General features: G+C 67.9%; 12 protein-coding genes and 1 pseudogene. 2 read left to right on the plus strand and 11 right to left on the minus strand.

Annotation, left to right across the window (positions count from 1 at the left end; all coding sequences use genetic code 11):
* Nucleotides 1-365 (minus strand): IS5 family transposase (locus ACSVDD_RS27370; RefSeq protein WP_448192595.1); only part of this gene is annotated, 365 nt, incomplete at its 3' end.
* A gap of 527 nt (nucleotides 366-892) precedes the next feature.
* Here ACSVDD_RS27370 and ACSVDD_RS27375 point away from each other — a divergent pair.
* Complete coding sequence (locus ACSVDD_RS27375) at nucleotides 893-3,439, plus strand: multicopper oxidase domain-containing protein (protein WP_448192596.1); 2,547 nt, start codon at nucleotides 893-895, stop codon at nucleotides 3,437-3,439.
* 145 nt (nucleotides 3,440-3,584) lie between these two features.
* Here the strand turns inward: ACSVDD_RS27375 and ACSVDD_RS27380 are convergent, their stop codons facing one another.
* The 6 genes and pseudogenes from ACSVDD_RS27380 to ACSVDD_RS27405 all read right to left on the minus strand — a co-directional run bounded on the left by ACSVDD_RS27380 (nucleotide 3,585) and on the right by ACSVDD_RS27405 (nucleotide 7,033).
* Nucleotides 3,585-4,136: a transposase gene (locus ACSVDD_RS27380; RefSeq protein ID WP_448192669.1), complete on the minus strand. Its 552-nt coding sequence runs from the start codon at nucleotides 4,134-4,136 to the stop codon at nucleotides 3,585-3,587.
* Nucleotides 4,137-4,339: 203 nt separating this feature from the next.
* Nucleotides 4,340-4,471 (minus strand): annotated as a pseudogene (locus tag ACSVDD_RS27385) (transposase); the annotation flags it as partial.
* A 97-nt stretch (nucleotides 4,472-4,568) separates the two neighbouring features.
* Nucleotides 4,569-5,063, minus strand: a complete 495-nt coding sequence (locus ACSVDD_RS27390; RefSeq protein WP_448192597.1) for a DoxX family protein — start codon at nucleotides 5,061-5,063, stop codon at nucleotides 4,569-4,571.
* 3 nt (nucleotides 5,064-5,066) lie between these two features.
* The gene (locus ACSVDD_RS27395; RefSeq protein ID WP_448192598.1) at nucleotides 5,067-5,813 is read right to left on the minus strand and encodes an HvfC/BufC family peptide modification chaperone; all 747 of its coding nucleotides are present in this window, start codon (nucleotides 5,811-5,813) and stop codon (nucleotides 5,067-5,069) included.
* Nucleotides 5,803-6,678, minus strand: a complete 876-nt coding sequence (bufB, locus tag ACSVDD_RS27400) for an MNIO family bufferin maturase (protein WP_448192599.1) — start codon at nucleotides 6,676-6,678, stop codon at nucleotides 5,803-5,805. The genes ACSVDD_RS27395 and bufB overlap by 11 nt, the downstream gene beginning before the upstream one ends.
* Before the next feature lie 37 nt (nucleotides 6,679-6,715).
* Nucleotides 6,716-7,033 carry a BufA1 family periplasmic bufferin-type metallophore gene (locus ACSVDD_RS27405; protein WP_448192600.1) on the minus strand — a complete coding sequence of 106 codons (318 nt, stop codon included), beginning with the start codon at nucleotides 7,031-7,033 and terminating at the stop codon, nucleotides 6,716-6,718.
* A 245-nt stretch (nucleotides 7,034-7,278) separates the two neighbouring features.
* On the opposite strand from ACSVDD_RS27405, the gene ACSVDD_RS27410 reads away from it, so the two are divergent.
* Entirely contained in the window at nucleotides 7,279-8,205 is a 927-nt protein-coding gene (locus ACSVDD_RS27410; protein WP_448192601.1) for a LysR family transcriptional regulator, read from the plus strand.
* Between the two features lie 45 nt (nucleotides 8,206-8,250).
* On the opposite strand, the gene ACSVDD_RS27415 is transcribed toward ACSVDD_RS27410, so the two are convergent.
* The 4 genes from ACSVDD_RS27415 to ACSVDD_RS27430 are packed head-to-tail and all read right to left on the minus strand — an operon-like array spanning nucleotide 8,251 to nucleotide 15,542.
* Entirely contained in the window at nucleotides 8,251-10,950 is a 2,700-nt protein-coding gene (locus ACSVDD_RS27415; protein ID WP_448192602.1) for an MGH1-like glycoside hydrolase domain-containing protein, read from the minus strand.
* Nucleotides 10,947-13,172: an FAD-dependent oxidoreductase gene (locus tag ACSVDD_RS27420; protein WP_448192603.1), complete on the minus strand. Its 2,226-nt coding sequence runs from the start codon at nucleotides 13,170-13,172 to the stop codon at nucleotides 10,947-10,949. The genes ACSVDD_RS27415 and ACSVDD_RS27420 overlap by 4 nt, the downstream gene beginning before the upstream one ends.
* Nucleotides 13,169-14,731 carry a GMC oxidoreductase gene (locus tag ACSVDD_RS27425; RefSeq protein ID WP_448192604.1) on the minus strand — a complete coding sequence of 521 codons (1,563 nt, stop codon included), beginning with the start codon at nucleotides 14,729-14,731 and terminating at the stop codon, nucleotides 13,169-13,171. Before ACSVDD_RS27425 ends, ACSVDD_RS27420 begins: the two co-directional genes overlap by 4 nt.
* The gene (locus ACSVDD_RS27430; RefSeq protein WP_448192605.1) at nucleotides 14,721-15,542 is read right to left on the minus strand and encodes an MIP/aquaporin family protein; all 822 of its coding nucleotides are present in this window, start codon (nucleotides 15,540-15,542) and stop codon (nucleotides 14,721-14,723) included. Before ACSVDD_RS27430 ends, ACSVDD_RS27425 begins: the two co-directional genes overlap by 11 nt.
* Between the last annotated feature and the right edge of the window lies 1 nt (nucleotide 15,543).

Consider the following 15,543-nt stretch of genomic DNA (forward strand, 5'->3'; position numbering starts at 1 on the left):
CGGACGCTTTGGCTGTCCACCACAGCGGCGGTTGGGCTGGCCTCGCGGCCTTCCCGCTCGCGGACCCGCTGGTAGAGGTCATGGTGGATGCGCTCCAACGTCCCCTCCCAGGCCCACAGGTGCAGATAGCCGTGGACCGTACTGCGCGGCGGCAAGTCCTTGGGCAGATGGCGCCACTGGCAGCCCGTCTCCAGCACGTACAGCACGCCGTTCAGCACTGCCCGAAGATCGACGCTGCGGTGCCGGCCGCCACGCCGCGCCGGCGGGATCAGCGGCTCGACGAGCCGCCATTCCTCATCGCTCAGGTCGCTCGGGTAGCGCAGCCCACTGCGGTCATGGCGCTCTCGCTTTTCCGGTGTCCACATCCTCACCTCCATCCTGGAGGCGACTTTGAATCACAACCGATTCATCCGATTCAACTTCTTCTCGGACGGGCTCTAAGCCGATTGGAGGCGCTGCATGTGAAGCATCTTCACTTACAAATAGCCGCCCCCTCAACCCAGACCACCTCCTGGCAACGGAGATGCCCGTTCAGTTGCGCCATCGCATAGAGCGTTACCTCCATCTTTTCAATTGCCCAAATAATTTGTGGATATTAATTTCTAGCACAGGATCAGTCGTCTCGCCATCTTGGGTAAATCTTAGAAACCTTCAAAACAAAAATATGCTGGAGGCTTGGGTTCTCTAAAGCATTGCCGAGATTACTAAATCGAGACGCACCCGCACCGGACAATGCGCCAACCGCTTTGCCGTTGCTGGTTACGAGCTGGAGTAAATGGAAAATACTCTAGCCTCTTCGCCCAGAACGACGTTGTGCACGCAATGATGATGAACGACGCGCCCCGCGCGCCGAAAGGCAGCATGCATCTTTTCAAAATGACGGGAGGTGGAGATGGCCGTGCAGCTTCTTGATCCGGGTATTCAGACTAAGTTCACCAACAGCCTCGCTGTGCCGACCGTCCTGGACGCCACGCGGGGCGGCAGCTTTGTAATCGGTGTCGGGCAGACCCAGCAAGACCTGGGCCTCTACGGCAACGATGGCACGCCGCTCGGCGCCGCAACCACGGTCTGGGGCTACGGGGTGGAGAGCATCAACGGTAAGCGTGTTGCCTTCTCGCCCTCGTATCCTGGGCCGACCATCCTCGCCAAGTCTGGCACGCCCATAAAGGTGACGTGGCGCAACGAACTGCCAGCCACCGGCTATCCCGGGTACATCCCGCTCGACCCCACTCTGCACATGGCGAACGTCGACTACGCAGGTGGCGCGGTGCCCATCACTACTCACCTGCATGGCGGCCACACGCAGTCGGCATTCGATGGCCTTCCCGAGTCGGTCATCACGCAGGGGCAGGACTCCGGCGTCTATACCTACGACAACAGCCAGCCCGGAGCCACGCTCTGGTACCACGACCACGCACTGGGCGTGACGCGGCTCAACGTTTACATGGGCACGGCCGGCTATTACCTGCTGCGCGACGACACCATTAACCAGCTTATGGGGAGTCTTCCGGGCCTCGGTGACGGGCGCCGGGCAAACCCGCCGCCCAGTGTCCTGCCTGACGCAGCGCACGAGTTCGGCGCGGCGATCCAAGACCGGGCGTTCACGGCCGATGGGCAGCTTTACCGGCCAGGCAATGCGGCGGACGACCCGCTCCCCGGCACCGGCAGCACGGTCCAGGACGAGTTCCCCGGCAGTCACGACTATCCCTTCGCCACACCCGAGTTCTTCGGCGACTTCCTTCTGGTCAACGGTAAGGCCTGGCCGAAGATGGAGGTGGACCGCACCACCTACACCCTCCATCTCCTGAACGGGTCGGATTCGCGCTTCTACACGCTGCGGCTCGACAACCCGAATGTGAAGATGACGCTGGTCGGCACCGACGGTGGGCTGCTGCCCCGCGCCATCGCCATTGACAACGGCGACGGCCAGCACACCGATAACGAACAGATCGTCCTTGCCCCCGGCGACCGTGCCGACGTGGTCCTGGATTTCTCGAAGCTGGCGTCTGGCGATGCGGTTACGCTGGACAACTTCGGCCCGGCCTGGACGCCGTTCCAGGGACTGAACCCGGACGGCTCCACTATCCTCAACGGCGATGCTCTTTCCGCTCAAGGGACATCGGTGGGCGAAATGATGCGCTTCCAGGTCACCGCCAACGCTCCGGCCCCGCTCGCCACCGTGCAGGACGGCACACTGCTCAACCCCGGCTACCGTGACCTCGCCGCGTCGGTGGACCTCAGCAAGGTCCCTGTGCGCAAGCTCGGCCTGTTCGAGAGCGAGACCGCGGACGGCCACATCATGCCGATGCTGGGCGCCGCGGAGGACGGCACCGACATCTCTGGCCGGCCAGTGAAGTTCGGCGCCCGCATGTGGGATGATGCCATCACCGAGGACCCGCTGCGTGGTTCGACCGAGGTGTGGGAGATCTATAACAATACCGCGGACGCCCACCCCATCCACCTGCACCAAGTGCAGTTCCAAGTGTTGGGCAAGTACCGGATGGCGGACACCGATCTCAACGGGGACGGCTATCTCGGCAACGATTATGACCCGTCAGCATCGACACCACTGCGCCCGGAGGATACCGGCAGCCAAGACACCGTTTGGGTGGCCCCGGGCGAGATGCTGCGCATCGCCGAGACCTTCGACCTGACCGGCGAGTACGTCTGGCATTGCCACATCCTCTCCCATGAGGACAACGAGATGATGCGGCCCTTCTACACCATCAACACGGTGCAGGGGACCAGCCAGAAAGATAAGCTGGATGGCACAGCCGATATCGATGCCGTCACAGCGGGCAAGGGCGACGATCGGGTGTTCGCCGGGGCGAGCGATGACCGGATCATCGCGACGCTCGGTGACGGCAATGACGCGTACGACGGCGGCACTGGCTCCGACACCTACGACCTCAGCCCGATCCAAACGGCCGTCACCGTGGACCTGGGCGCTGGGACGGCGACGGGTGCCGATATTGGGCGCGACACCCTCCTCTCCATCGAGAACGTGCTGAGCGGTTCGGGCAGCGACCGCGTCACCGGCGACGTCTCTGCCAATTTCCTGAGCGGCGGGGCTGGCAACGATACGATCCTCGGCGGGGAGGGCAACGACACACTGTGGGGAGGCCTGGGCGATGACGACCTGACCGGCGGTATCGGGGCGGACACGTTCCTCTACTACCGCGAGGTGGACATGAACACGATCACGTTCGGTCACGACGTCATTCGCGGCTTCAACGTCAACGAGGACCGCCTCGAATTCGACAACCGCGTCTTCGCCTCCTTCGACGGCGGCCCGGACTCGCTGCTCGCGCATACGACGTCCGTCGACGGCAACGCGGTGATCAGCTTCACCGACCCGACGAGTGGTGTGGACAGCTCCATCACACTCTTTGGCGTGTCGAAGGATACCCTGCTCGCCAGCGACATCCGCCTGGTGTGATCCAGAGCGGATCAAGGGGGGCTCTGCCAGCCTGTGTGAAAACCCCAGCCCGCTTGGGCTGGTGTTTTCCCTTTTGCGGGCATGCTGCTGCCGTCAGGGTGCAGCGGCAAGGCGGCGGAGGACCTCGGAGCCGCCCAGCACGGCGTTAGCGCGCTTGAGATTGAAGGCGGTGACGCTCAGGGCAATTTCCGCCCCCACGGCGGTGAGCCCGCGGCACAGCAAGCACGGTACGCCCATCATGTGCTTGATGATACCGAACGGGTGCTCGACCAGACAGCGCCGCTGATCGGGAATGGCTCAGCCTCCCATCGGCCGGACAGCGCAGCGTGTCGTTCTCGGCATCTTGGACGAACCGCGAGCAGTCGAAGCCGCCATGCGGATTGGCGGTGCGCGGGTGCGGCACGAAGGCGGTCACCCCGGCCTGCTCGCATGCCTTGAGCTGTTCGGCGTCAGCGTGGCCGGCATCCGCCACCAGCTTCAGGGCCTCGGTCTCCAGCGCCTGCTTGGCGCCCTCGGCCATCGCGACCAACTGGTTCTGGTCCGAAGTTGCTTGGGTGACGGCGTGATGGACGATGAGCCCGTGCCGGGCATCCACCGCCGTCTGCACGTTGTTACCGACCACCGCTCCATGCGCTCCGCGCAGCAGCCGGCTGTCCGGGTCGCTTAGCGTGAGATGGCTCACCTCCATGGCCTGCATCAGCAGCACCGCCTGCCCAAGGTCGGCCCGACCAGCGCGCAAGGCCTCCAGCGCCGCTCGGGCATCCTCCGGTTCCTCCGCCCCACCACCTTCGGCCGCATCGGCTTCGTCCTGGCGGGCGAGGTCGGCGGCGATCCGGGGCTCCAGCGGCTTGCCCTTCTTCTCCAGCTGCGCCGCCCACTCGAAGTCCAATTTGGCAACATTGTTGCCTTCAGCACCCGGGTGATGGCCAGCTTGAGCCCCTCGTGGGCATCCGAGATTACCAGCTTCACGCCCTTCAGCCCGCGGCGCACCAAGTTCTTCAGGAAGCTCGACCAGAACGGCGTGACGCCTGACGGAACCAGATTTGCCTGATGCTGCAGGTCTGGTGCCAATGGTTAAGGCGTAGCAGATCCGCTGCATCTACATGATACGCCGCCGCTCAGCCGCCGCTCAGTGCGGCAGCCGGTGGTGCAGCACCCTGTCCAGCGACAGACTTCCCGGTCCGTGCACCACGATCGCCAGAAGCAGGAACATCCAATAGAAATGCTCGACGGAATCGTAGCTTGGGTTGGCGGCACCCAGCACGAACTGGATCACCAGCGCCATGCCGAGCAGCGGCAACGCCGCCAGCCGGCTGAACAGCCCGATCGCCAGCAGCACCGGCATGCCCAGTTCGAACGTGGTGCCGAGCGTGGCCGCCGCTTCAGGCGGCAGCAGGGGCACTTTGTACTCATCGGCGAACAGCAGGACGGTGGTGTCCCAGTCCTGGATCTTGGTCAGGCCGGAGGTGAAGAACACCTTGGCCATCCACAGCCGCATGCCGAGTTGCAGCACCGGTGCGCCCCAGGCGCTCAGTCGGCCGGTGACGGCGTCCACCATGTCAATGATGGGGGCAAGCGGTGTGTGGCGCGGCCGCACGGGAGTCGTAGCGGCAAGATCGATCATCTCTCATTCCTCCAGAGGAAGGGAAAAGGCGGTGAAGATCCCCAGTTGCAGGTGGGCCAGAAGGGCAGCCTGCAAGTCGAGGCCGGGATCGGTTCCGGCCGCCGCCGTGGCGGCATGCCCGAGGTCGGCGCCCGCCGACAGGGCGAGCAGCAGAGTGAACTCGCCGCGGCCGATAACCACGGCGTACACCTCGGCCAAGGGACGGACGATCAGCACCTGTTCGCCGCCCGGCGGCCGGGCGGGCGGCGGCTCGTCATGACGCAAAGCCTTCCACAGGTCGAGGACAGGGTGCGCCACGGTGAGCAGGTGCACCGAGGGGTGCAGCGTGAAGTGCAGGTCCGGGTAGCGGTGCTGCGGCACGGCGCGGAGATCCGCCGGGTCGAGCATCGGCGCGTCGGCGGCAAAGAAAGCGGCGTTCCACGCCCATTCGAAGCGAGCCAATTCGGCCACCTCCGGCATCTCGTCTAAGTGGTCCGGGAAGCGGTCGCCGAAGGCGAGGAGCTGCGGGACGTGTGGCGGATGCCGGCGGAAGTAACCCGCCGCGGCGCGCCGGAACACCGCGCGGCCGAGCAGGCGTGCCGTTGCCGGGAACGCCGCTTCCAGCGCCTCCACCAGCGAACCGACGACGTTGTCCGCATGGACGGCGAACCGCACCGGGGCGGGGATGGCGTCGCCCAGGATTCCGAGTGGCGGAGCGGGGTGGGCCGACAGGAGCTGCCGGCGCATGGCCGCTTGCAGGTCACGCAGCATGGCGCATCTCCAGCAGACGGTCGGCGCGCGCGGCTTCGGCCATGAGCACGGCAAGCTCCGGCACCCGCGTATCCCACTCCACCAGCACCGGGCGCGGGCCGATGCGCTCCAGGGTGGACGCCAGCAGCGCCCACACGGCGTCGGCCACCACGTCGCCATGGTCGTCGATGAGCAGCGTGCCGGTTCCCGTCTCATGCACGGCGTGGCCGGCGACATGGATCTCTCCCACCGCCTGGGCGGGGACGTGCGCAAGGTATGCGGCCGCATCGAAGCCGAGGTTGCCGGCGCTGACGTACACGTTGTTGACGTCCAGCAGCAGGCCGCAGCCGGTGCGCGCGGCGAGTTCGGCCAGGAACTCCCATTCGGGGATGGTGGACTGTTCGAAGTCCAGGTAGCGCGAGGGGTTCTCCACCAGGATACGCCGGCCCAGCGCCTCCTGCGTGCGCTCGACGTTGCGGCGAACGAGGCCCAGCGCCTCTTCGGTGTAGGGCAGCGGCAGCAAATCGTTGAGGTAGGTGCCCCCGGTGACGCTCCAGGCCAGATGGTCGGAGACCAGTTCCGGCTCCAGACGGTCGTACAGGGTGGCCAGCCGGGCGAGGTGCTCGGGGTCGACCCCCTCGGCCGAACCGAGGGAGAGGCCGACCCCGTGGCAGCTCAGCGGGTAATCCCGGCGGATCGCCTCCAGGGCGCGTAGCCGGGGACCGCCGGCCGCCAGATAGGTCTCGCTGTGCACCTCGATCCACGCCACGTGCGGGCGGGAGGTGAGGAATTCCGCGACGTGGCGGTGCCGCAGTCCAATGCCCGCTTGGGAGGGCACGGGGGAGGACGCGCTGGCGGCATGGATCGCGGGGGTCGGGGTGGACATGGGAGACGTCTCCGGCGGCCGGCGGAACGGGTTGGGATCAGCCCTTCTTGGTCATGTCCTTGGGCGTGCCGATACCGTTGAACGCCTCGGTCTTGCCGCCGATCTCCTTGCAGACGCCGGCCTTGACCGCGCGCCACTCGCCGCCGTCGTAGTCCTTGGCGGACTGGCCGGCGCAGGAATGGGTGCCGGCGGCGTTGGCGCAGCTGTTCTGCCCGGCCTTGGAGACGCCGTAGCACTTCTCCAGCCCCGTGGCCTCGGCCGCGGCGGCGCTGTGCAGGGGGATCAGCGCGGCCATCGACAGGGCGCCGGCCAGCGCGGCGGCAACGGTCATCGGCGTGTTCGTCTTGGCGGTCATGGTTTCACTCCTCATGTGGGGCCTTCCGTTGTTGGAGGCGTCCGGTGAAGATCAAAGTATTCGTCGGGCGGCCTCGACGGAAATGCCTGGTGCGTATGTGTTGCATAGCCGCCGGCTATGGAGGGATCACGTTCCGTCCGCCCCGTATCACCACGGTGTGAAAGGTTGTTTACCAGCCTCCCCCAACTGAGCACCGGCATCGGCGGCGTCACAGTGTATGATCGGTCGCGAAAGGAGGTCCGATCATGGAGATGCACCAGATCCGTTACTTCCTGGCCGTTGCCGAGACGCTGAACTTCACGCGCGCGGCGGAGCACTGCAACGTCACCCAGCCCTCGCTGACCCGTGCCATCCAGAAGCTGGAAGAGGAGATGGGCGGCCTGCTGTTCAGCCGCGAGCACCACAACACCCACCTGACCGAGCTGGGCCGGCTTGTGCTGCCGCACCTGGACTCCATCTACACGACCAACTCGGCCGTGCTGGCGGAGGCCAAGCAGTACCGCAGCATGGAGCGGGCACCGCTCAAGCTCGGCGTCATGTGCACGATCAGTCCCGGTCGCCTCGTCGGCTTCTTCGAGCAGTTGCGTGCCCGCATCCCCATGCTCGACCTGCAGATCCAGGACCTGCCGGCCAAGCCGCTGGTGGAGGCATTGGTCGGCGGCGAGCTGGACGTGGCGCTGGTGGGGCTGCCGTCGTTTCCCGAGCGCTGCACCGCGCGGCCCCTGTTCACCGAGCGGTATCTGATCGCCTGCCCGCGTGGTCACCGCTTCGAGGGCATGAACGCCGTTCCTCTGCCCGAGTTGAACGGCGAGGACTACCTCCAGCGCGTGCACTGCGAGTTCCGCTATCATTTCGAAGCGTTGAACGTGCCGAAGCGGCACGCCGTGAACATCCGCTATCACAGCGAGCGGGAGGACTGGGTGCAGGCGATGATCGCCGCCGGCATGGGCTGTGCGGTGATGCCGGAGAACATGGCGACGCTGCCGGGCGTGGTGACGCGCGCCATCATCGAGCCGGAAGTGACGCGCACCATCCACTTGGTCACCGTTGCCGGCCGCCGCTTCACACCGGTGGAGCAGGTTGCCATCCGCATGGCCCAGACCTACCACTGGGATGCCGCCGAACCGATGCGCACGTCGATGATGTGGGAGGATATCGCCGTGGTGGAGTGAACAAAAATCCCTCCCCCAGCGGGACCGGGGGAGGGCTTGAATGACCTACACCGTGACTTCTTCCACGCTCTTCGCCTTCCAGTACTCGGGCACCTCCCGCCGATACCGCCGCATCACCAGATTGGCGAGCAGGCCGGTCCAGCCGGTCTGGTGCGCCGCTCCCAGGCCCTGGCCGGTGTCGGCGTGGAAGTACTCGTAGAACAGCAGCAGGTCGCGCCAGTGCGGGTCGTCGTGGAAGACCGGCTGCGTGCGGTAGACCGGCCGCCGGCCCTCGTCATCGGGGCGGTAGATGGACACCAGCCGGTCCGACACCAGCGTGGCGATCTCCTTCAGCGTCAGCCGCTGTCCGCCCAGACACGGCACCGCCACGGTGAAGTCGTCACCGAGGAAGCGGTGGAACTTCTCCAGTCCCTGGATCAGCGTGTAGTTCACCGGCATCCACACCGGCCCGCGCCAGTTGGAGTTGCCGCCGAACAGGCCCGAGGTGGACTCGCCCGGCACGTACTCGATCAGCGCCTGCCCGACGCCCGGCAGGTCACCCAGGTGGCGGTGCTCGGCGTGGATGCGGCTGACGCTGCGCACGCCGTAGTCCGACAGGAACTGCCCCTGGTCGAGCAGGCGCTGGAGGATGCGCGGCAGCATGGTGTGATCGACCAGCGCCAGCAGATGCTCGCCCCGCGCGTTCTCCCAGTCCGGGCAGGCGCAGACGGTGCTGCCCTGGAACTTGCCGCCGCGGTGCTGGGTCAGCAGGGCGCGGAAGCGCGGCACGCATTCCAGGAGGCGGCGGTCGATCACTTCGGTGGCGAACAGCGGGATCAGGCCGACCATGGAGTAGACGTTGACTCGGCTGACCTTGCCGTCCGGGCAGACGATCAGGTCCTTGAAGAAGCCGTCCTCGTCGTCCCACAGCGACACCGCACCCGGCACGTGGCCGCCGATGGCGTTGGCGACCGACAGGAACTGGCTGTAGATCTGAATCGCGATGTCCTCGTAGTCGTGGTCCTCCCGCGCCAGTTCCAGCGCCATCACCACCATGTTGAGCGCGAACATCGCCATCCAGCCGGTGGCGTCGGCCTGCTTCAGGCTGTAGCCCGGCGGCAGCGGCTGCGAGCGGTCGAACACCGAGATGTTGTCGAGGCCGAGGAAGCCGCCCTCGAACACGTTGTGGCCGTCCGTGTCCTTGCGGTTGATCCACCAGGCATAGTTCAGCAGCAGCTTGTGGAAGACGCGGTGCAGGAAGTGCGTGTCGCCCTCGCCGCGCTGCACGCGCTCAGCCCGGAAGACCTTCAGCGCCGCCATGGCGTGCACCGGCGGGTTGACGTCGCCGAACGCCCATTCGTAGGCGGGGATCTGGCCGTTGGGGTGCAGGAAGCGCTCGCTCAGCAGCACCTCGATCTGGTCCTTGGCGAAGTCGATGTCCGTCAGCGCCAGCGCCGCGCAGTGGTAGGCGAGGTCCCAGGCGGCGAACCACGGGTACTCCCAGGCGTCGGGCATGGAGATGACGTCGGAGGACTTCAGATGCTTCCAGGAGCGGTTGCGGCCCGATTTGTGGGTGTCTGGCGGGGAGAGCTGGTCGCCGCCCAGCCAGCGCTCCACGTCGTAGTGGAAGAACTGCTTCGACCAGATCATGCCGGCCTGCGCCTGACGCAGGATGCGCGCATCCTCCGCGTCGGCGTCGGGAGCCAAGTCGCGGTAAAAGGCGTCGGCCTCGGCCGAGCGTGTGTCTAGGACGCGCTGCGTGCGGGCGAAGGGGCGGCCAAGCGGCTCGCCGGACAGCACGAGGTCCACCGAGGCGGAGCCCCCGGCCACCACCTCCAGCACAGTCCATGCTGCCGCCTTGGTGCCCTCGCCGGCCGGGTTGGCGGCTGCGGTCTCGTCGTGGATCACGCGACGGTGGAAGGCGTCCTTGACGAAAGGCGTGGGGTTGGGTTGGCCCCACAGGCGTTCAGCGTTGCTGTCGTTCTCGGTGAACAGCAGCTCGGCCGCATGGGCGCCGTACAGGCGGTAGTCGCCTAGGCCGGGGTGCGCGGTGCGGATCGCCCAGGCCGCTCCCTCCGGCGCCATGTCGCGCACCAAGCCGGGGCGCTGAGTCCGGTCGCCCCACGCCCAGGTGTTGCGGAACCACAGGGTGGGCAGCAGGTGCAGGGTCGCGGCCTCGGGGCCGCGGTTGGATGCGGTGATGCGGATGTGGATCTCCCGCGGGCTGGCCTTGGCGTAGGTCACCTCCACGTCCCAATAGCGGCTGTCGTCGAACACTCCGGCATCGGCCAGACCGAACGGCGGGTCGGTGCGGCCGCGCGCGCGGTTCTCCACCACCAGCCGGTCGTAGGGATAGGCCGCCTGCGGGTACTTGTAGAGCGTGCGTAGGTGCGCGTGGCTGGGCGTGGCGTCGAGGTAGAAGTAGTATTCCTTCACGTCCTCGCCGCGGTTGCCTTCATTGCCGGTCAGGCCGAAGGCGCGTTCCTTGAGGATCGGGTCCTGACCGTTCCACAGCGCCAGCGCAAAGCACAGCTGCTGCTCCTCGTCGCAGATCCCGGCCAAGCCGTCCTCGCTCCAGCGATAGGCGCGCGAGCGCGCCTGATCGTGGCTGAAATCCTCCCAGGCGGTGCCGTGCGCGCTGTAGTCCTCGCGCACCGTGCCCCAGGCCCGCTCGGACAGGTAGGGGCCCCAGAGGCGCCAGTCCTCGGTGCCGGCCCGCTGGGCCTCCAGGCGTCGGCGTTCAGCGTTCAGGGTGTTAGTGGTCATGGGATCGTTCCTCCTTGCGAGGCGGTTTCGAAAGTGCGCGGGCGCGAGGCTTCCGGCGCGACAGGTGTCGCGATCGGGCCGGTGATCAGGCGGGTGCCCTGGCGCAGCGTCAGGTAGGCCCAGAACCATTCCAGCGCGACGCCGATGCGGTTGCGCATGCCCGACAGAAACAGCACATGCACCGCGCCCCACAGCCACCACGCGGTCGCTCCCGTCAGGCGCAGCCGGCCGAAGTCGGCGACCGCCGCCTTGCGTCCGATGGTCGCCAGACTGCCGGCGTGGCGGTAGCGGAACGGGGCTGGGGCTGGCCGTCCGGTGATGCGCGCGACGATCACCGAGGCGACGTGGGCGCCGCCCTGCTTGGCCGCCGGGGCAATGCCGGGGACCGGCTGGCCGTCCCAGCCGTCGGACGCTGCGGTGTCGCCAATGGCGAAGACGCTCGGCAGACCGGCGACCGAGAGGTCCGACCCGACCTTGACCCGGCCCGCGCTGTCGGCGGGCGCGCCCAGCCATTGTGCGGCCGGTGAGGCCATGACTCCGGCCGCCCAGAACACGGTGCGCGCCGGGATGCGCCGGTCGGACACCGTGACGCCTTGGGCGTCCACCGCCTCCACCCGGCAGCCGGTCATGACGCGCACGCCGAGCGATACCAGGGAGGCCGCGGCGCTGGCCGACAGTGGCTCGGGGAAGGTGGGCAGGACGCGTGGGCCGGACTGCACCAGCAGGATCTGCGCCTCGGCCGGGTCGATGGCGCGGAACTCGCCGGCCAGCCCGTGGTGGGCCAACTCGGCGATGGCGCCGGCCAGCTCGACGCCGGTCGGGCCGCCGCCGACGATCACGAAGGTCAGGAAGGCGCGGCGCTCGTCCGGATTGGTGGCGTTCTCCGCCTCCTCAAAGGCGAGCAGCAGGCGGCGACGGATCTCGGTGGCGTCCTCGACCTTCTTCAGCCCCGGAGCGAAGGGCTCCCACTCCTCGCGGCCGAAATAGCCGTGGCGGGCGCCTGTCGCCAGCACGAGATGGTCGTAGGGCACGCGGCGCCCATCCTCCAGCAGGACGGTTTTCTTCAACGTGTCCACCCCGGACACGTCGCCCAGCAGAACGCGGGCGTTGGGCTGATCGCGCAGCAGGCTGCGGATCGGCGTGGCGATGTCGGCCGGGGACAGGCTGGCGGTCGCCACTTGGTAGAGCAGCGGCTGAAACAGGTGGTGGTTGCGGCGGTCGATCAGCGTGACACGGCACGCCGATCGCGCCAGCCCGCGCACCGCCGCCAGCCCCCCGAAGCCGCCGCCGACCACCACCACGCGCGGCGCGTCCTCCGGCAGCGCCGGAGCCATGCCGGCCAGCCGCGGGAAACGGCGGCGCACGATCCCGGCGAAGAAACGGTCCAGCGACAGCGGGCCGGGGCCGCGGGTGACGATAAGGCCCAGCAGCATCAGCCAGTAGAGGTGGTCGACGTGGTGCTGGTAGGTGGCGTCGATGACCAGCGTCATGCCGATCAACGGCAGTGCGGCGAGGCGCGTCCCCAGCCCGATCACCAGCAACACCGGGCACGTCAGCTCGAACGCGGTGGAGGCGAATGCGGCCAGTTCCGGCGGCAGCAGCGGCACCGAATACTCGGACTGGAACAGCAGGACCGTCGTCTCGAAATCGGCGATCTTCGCCAGGCCGGAGCGGAAGAACACCCCGGCGATCCAGCACCGGACGATAAGCTGTGCCAACGGGCCGGCGTACCGCGTCACCCCAGCCAGCAACCGCGCCGCGGTCTGCGCAAAGGGCAGGGCGCTGCCCGGCAGCCCGCGCGCCAAGCGCCGGTCGAGCGACAGCGGCCCGGCGCCCAGGACGACGTACCAGACCAGCAGCACGGCCTGGAACAGGTGCTGGTCGAGCGCCAGATAGGCGTACTGCGTGACCAGCGCCAAGGCCAGCAGCGGCAGCGCCGCGGCGCGGGTGGCGAGGCCGAGCGCCAGCAGCGGCGGGCCGATCAGCTCGACCGCCGCGCCGAGCACGGCGGCGGTCACCGGGGCGAGCCAGGACACCGGGTATTCGGTGCGGGCAAGGAACAGCGCCTGCTCCCAGTCGTGCAGCTTGACGATGCCCGACACCCAGAAGGTCTGGGCCAGCCACAGGCGGATGAGCAGGTCGAGCGCCGGCCACGCCGCCCGTTGCGCGACGCGCAGCAGGTCGAGCGCGCGCTCGGCGCGATGCAGGGTTCGGTCAATCATGCCGCACCTCCCGCCGCCCCGAGGCGCTCGATCAGGTGGTCGCCGACGCGGAGCGCGTTGGCGATGATGGTCAGCGTCGGGTTCACCGCCGCGCTGGAAGGGAAGACGCTGGCGTCCACCACGTACAGATTGTCCACCTCGTGCGCCTTGCAGTTCACATCGAGCGCCGAGGTCTTCGGGTCGTGGCCGAAGCGGATAGTGCCGTTCTGGTGGCCGGTGCCGGCGATGGAGATGCGCTTGCCGAAATAGGCCTCGCGCGGGATCAGCGTGCGCTCGCAGCCGATGCGGCCCAGCAGGCCCTTCAGCTTGGCGACCAGCCGTTCGTGCGCCTCGACGTTGTTGGCCGTGTAGCGCAGGGTGATGCGGCCGTCGCGCCCGATCTCCACCCGGTTGTCAGGATCGGGCAGATCCTCCGACGTCAGCCAGAAGTCGAGCGCGCGGGTCGCCAGCGTGTCGGCGGCGAAGCCCGGCAGCAGCCCTCCGCTCTCGGCGGCGAACATGGCGGCGTCGGTCTTGCCGAGCATCTGGATATGGCCCAGCGGATGGTCCCAGTCGTCCGCGCCGAAGTAGAAGTCGTTGATCCCCAGCGTCTTCTGGAAGCGCGTCGGGTTGGGGCGGCGCGACACGGCGATGAGGGCAGAGTTCAGGTGGCACATGTAATGCCGCCCGACCACGCCCGAGCCGTTGGCGAGCCCGCCCGGATGCCGGTCGCTGGCCGAGCGCAGCAGCAGGGCCGCCGAGTTGATGGCGCCGCACGACACGACGACGAGGTCGCCGCGGTAGGTCTCCTCGACGCCGTTGCGCCGCACCACTACGCCGGTGACGGCGCGGCCCGAGGGGCCGGTCTCCAGCCGCTCCACGAAAGCGCCGGTCAGCAGCGTGACGTTGGGATGCTCGACCGCCGGAGCGACGCAGGTGACGTGCGCGTCCGCCTTGGCTTGCACCAGACAGGGGAAGCCGTCGCAAGTGGAACAGCGCACGCACGTGCTGCGATGCGGTTGCGCCTCGTCCAGGCGGATACCAACGGGCAGCGGAAACGGCCGGTGGCCGGCGCGCATCAGGTCGTCGGACAGTTCCTGGATGCGGGGCTCGTGGCTGACCGGCGGGTGGGGGTAGGGATCGGCGCAGGGTGGCTCGGTCGGGTCGCTGCCGCGCAGGCCGTGCACGCTGTAGAGCCGCTCGGCCCTGATGTAGTAGGGCGCCAAGTCGGCGTAGCCGATCGGCCAGGGCGGCGACACGCCGCCCCTGTGGTGCAGCGTGCCGAAATCCCGCTCGCGCAGGCGCAGCAGCACGGCGCCGTAAAACTTGGTGTTGCCGCCCACGCAGTAGTGGATGCCGGGATGGAAGGGGCGGCCGTCCTTGTCGAGCCAAGTCTCGTCCGCCTTGTACCTGCCGTCCACCACGACGGCCTTGGAATCCCAGTTGTCGCGCTCGCGCGGCAGATAGTCGCCGCGTTCCAGCAGCAGGATGCGCTTGCCGGTCGGCGCCAGATGGTGGGCCAGCGTGCCGCCGCCCGCCCCGGTGCCGACGATGATGACGTCGTAGCGTTCAGTGGACATGGATGTCCTTCATGGAGTGGGCCTGCGTGCCCAGATGGCCGCCAGGATGGCCGCAGAAGATGCAGGGTTGCCGCGGGTCGTGGTCGAGCTTGGCGCAGGCGGCAGGGCGCCCCGTCCACCGGTGCGCTTCGGCGGCCAGCAGCATCCCCAGGGGTGGAGCGAGGGCGTAGATCCAGGCGTGCGTCCACACTCCACCGGCGACCGCGGAGGCCAGCGTGCGCGCCGGGTTGATGCTCATGCCCGACAGCGGTGCCGCGGCGGTGATGAAGAGCGCCACCAAAGCCCCGGCGCACAGCCCGGTCAGGCGCATCCAGCGGGCGTTGCCGGAGGTGACCAGCACCATCAGCATCAGTACGAAAGCCATCGCCGCTTCGGCGGCGAAGGCCGCTGCCGGACCGGCGGGGCCGGGCACCGTGGCGATGGCGGAGAGTGGCGGCAGCGTGAACCGCTCGCCCAACAATCCAGCCACCAGCAGCGCGCCGATGATGCCGCCCAGGCATTGGAAGGCCACGTAGAAGGCAGCGTCGGCCGTCGTGACTTTGCCCAGACGCAGGAAGGTCAGCGTGACGGCCGGATTGATGTGCGCTCCCGACCGCCGGCCCATGGGGGAGTGGATGATCGCCACCGCCGTCAGGTCCATGGAGGCCCCCATCAGCGCGCGCCGGCCAAAGGCGGACGGCAGCGCTTGGCGGACCGGCGACGCAGGGTGCTCCAGCAGCGTGGCGACGAGGCCGGCGGACAGCATGAAGAGACCGAGCCCGGCCGCCTCCATCAGGTACTCCGGCCAGTGCGCGCGAAGGGTGTCCGGCATG

It is taken from the genome of Azospirillum terrae, assembly GCF_053470425.1.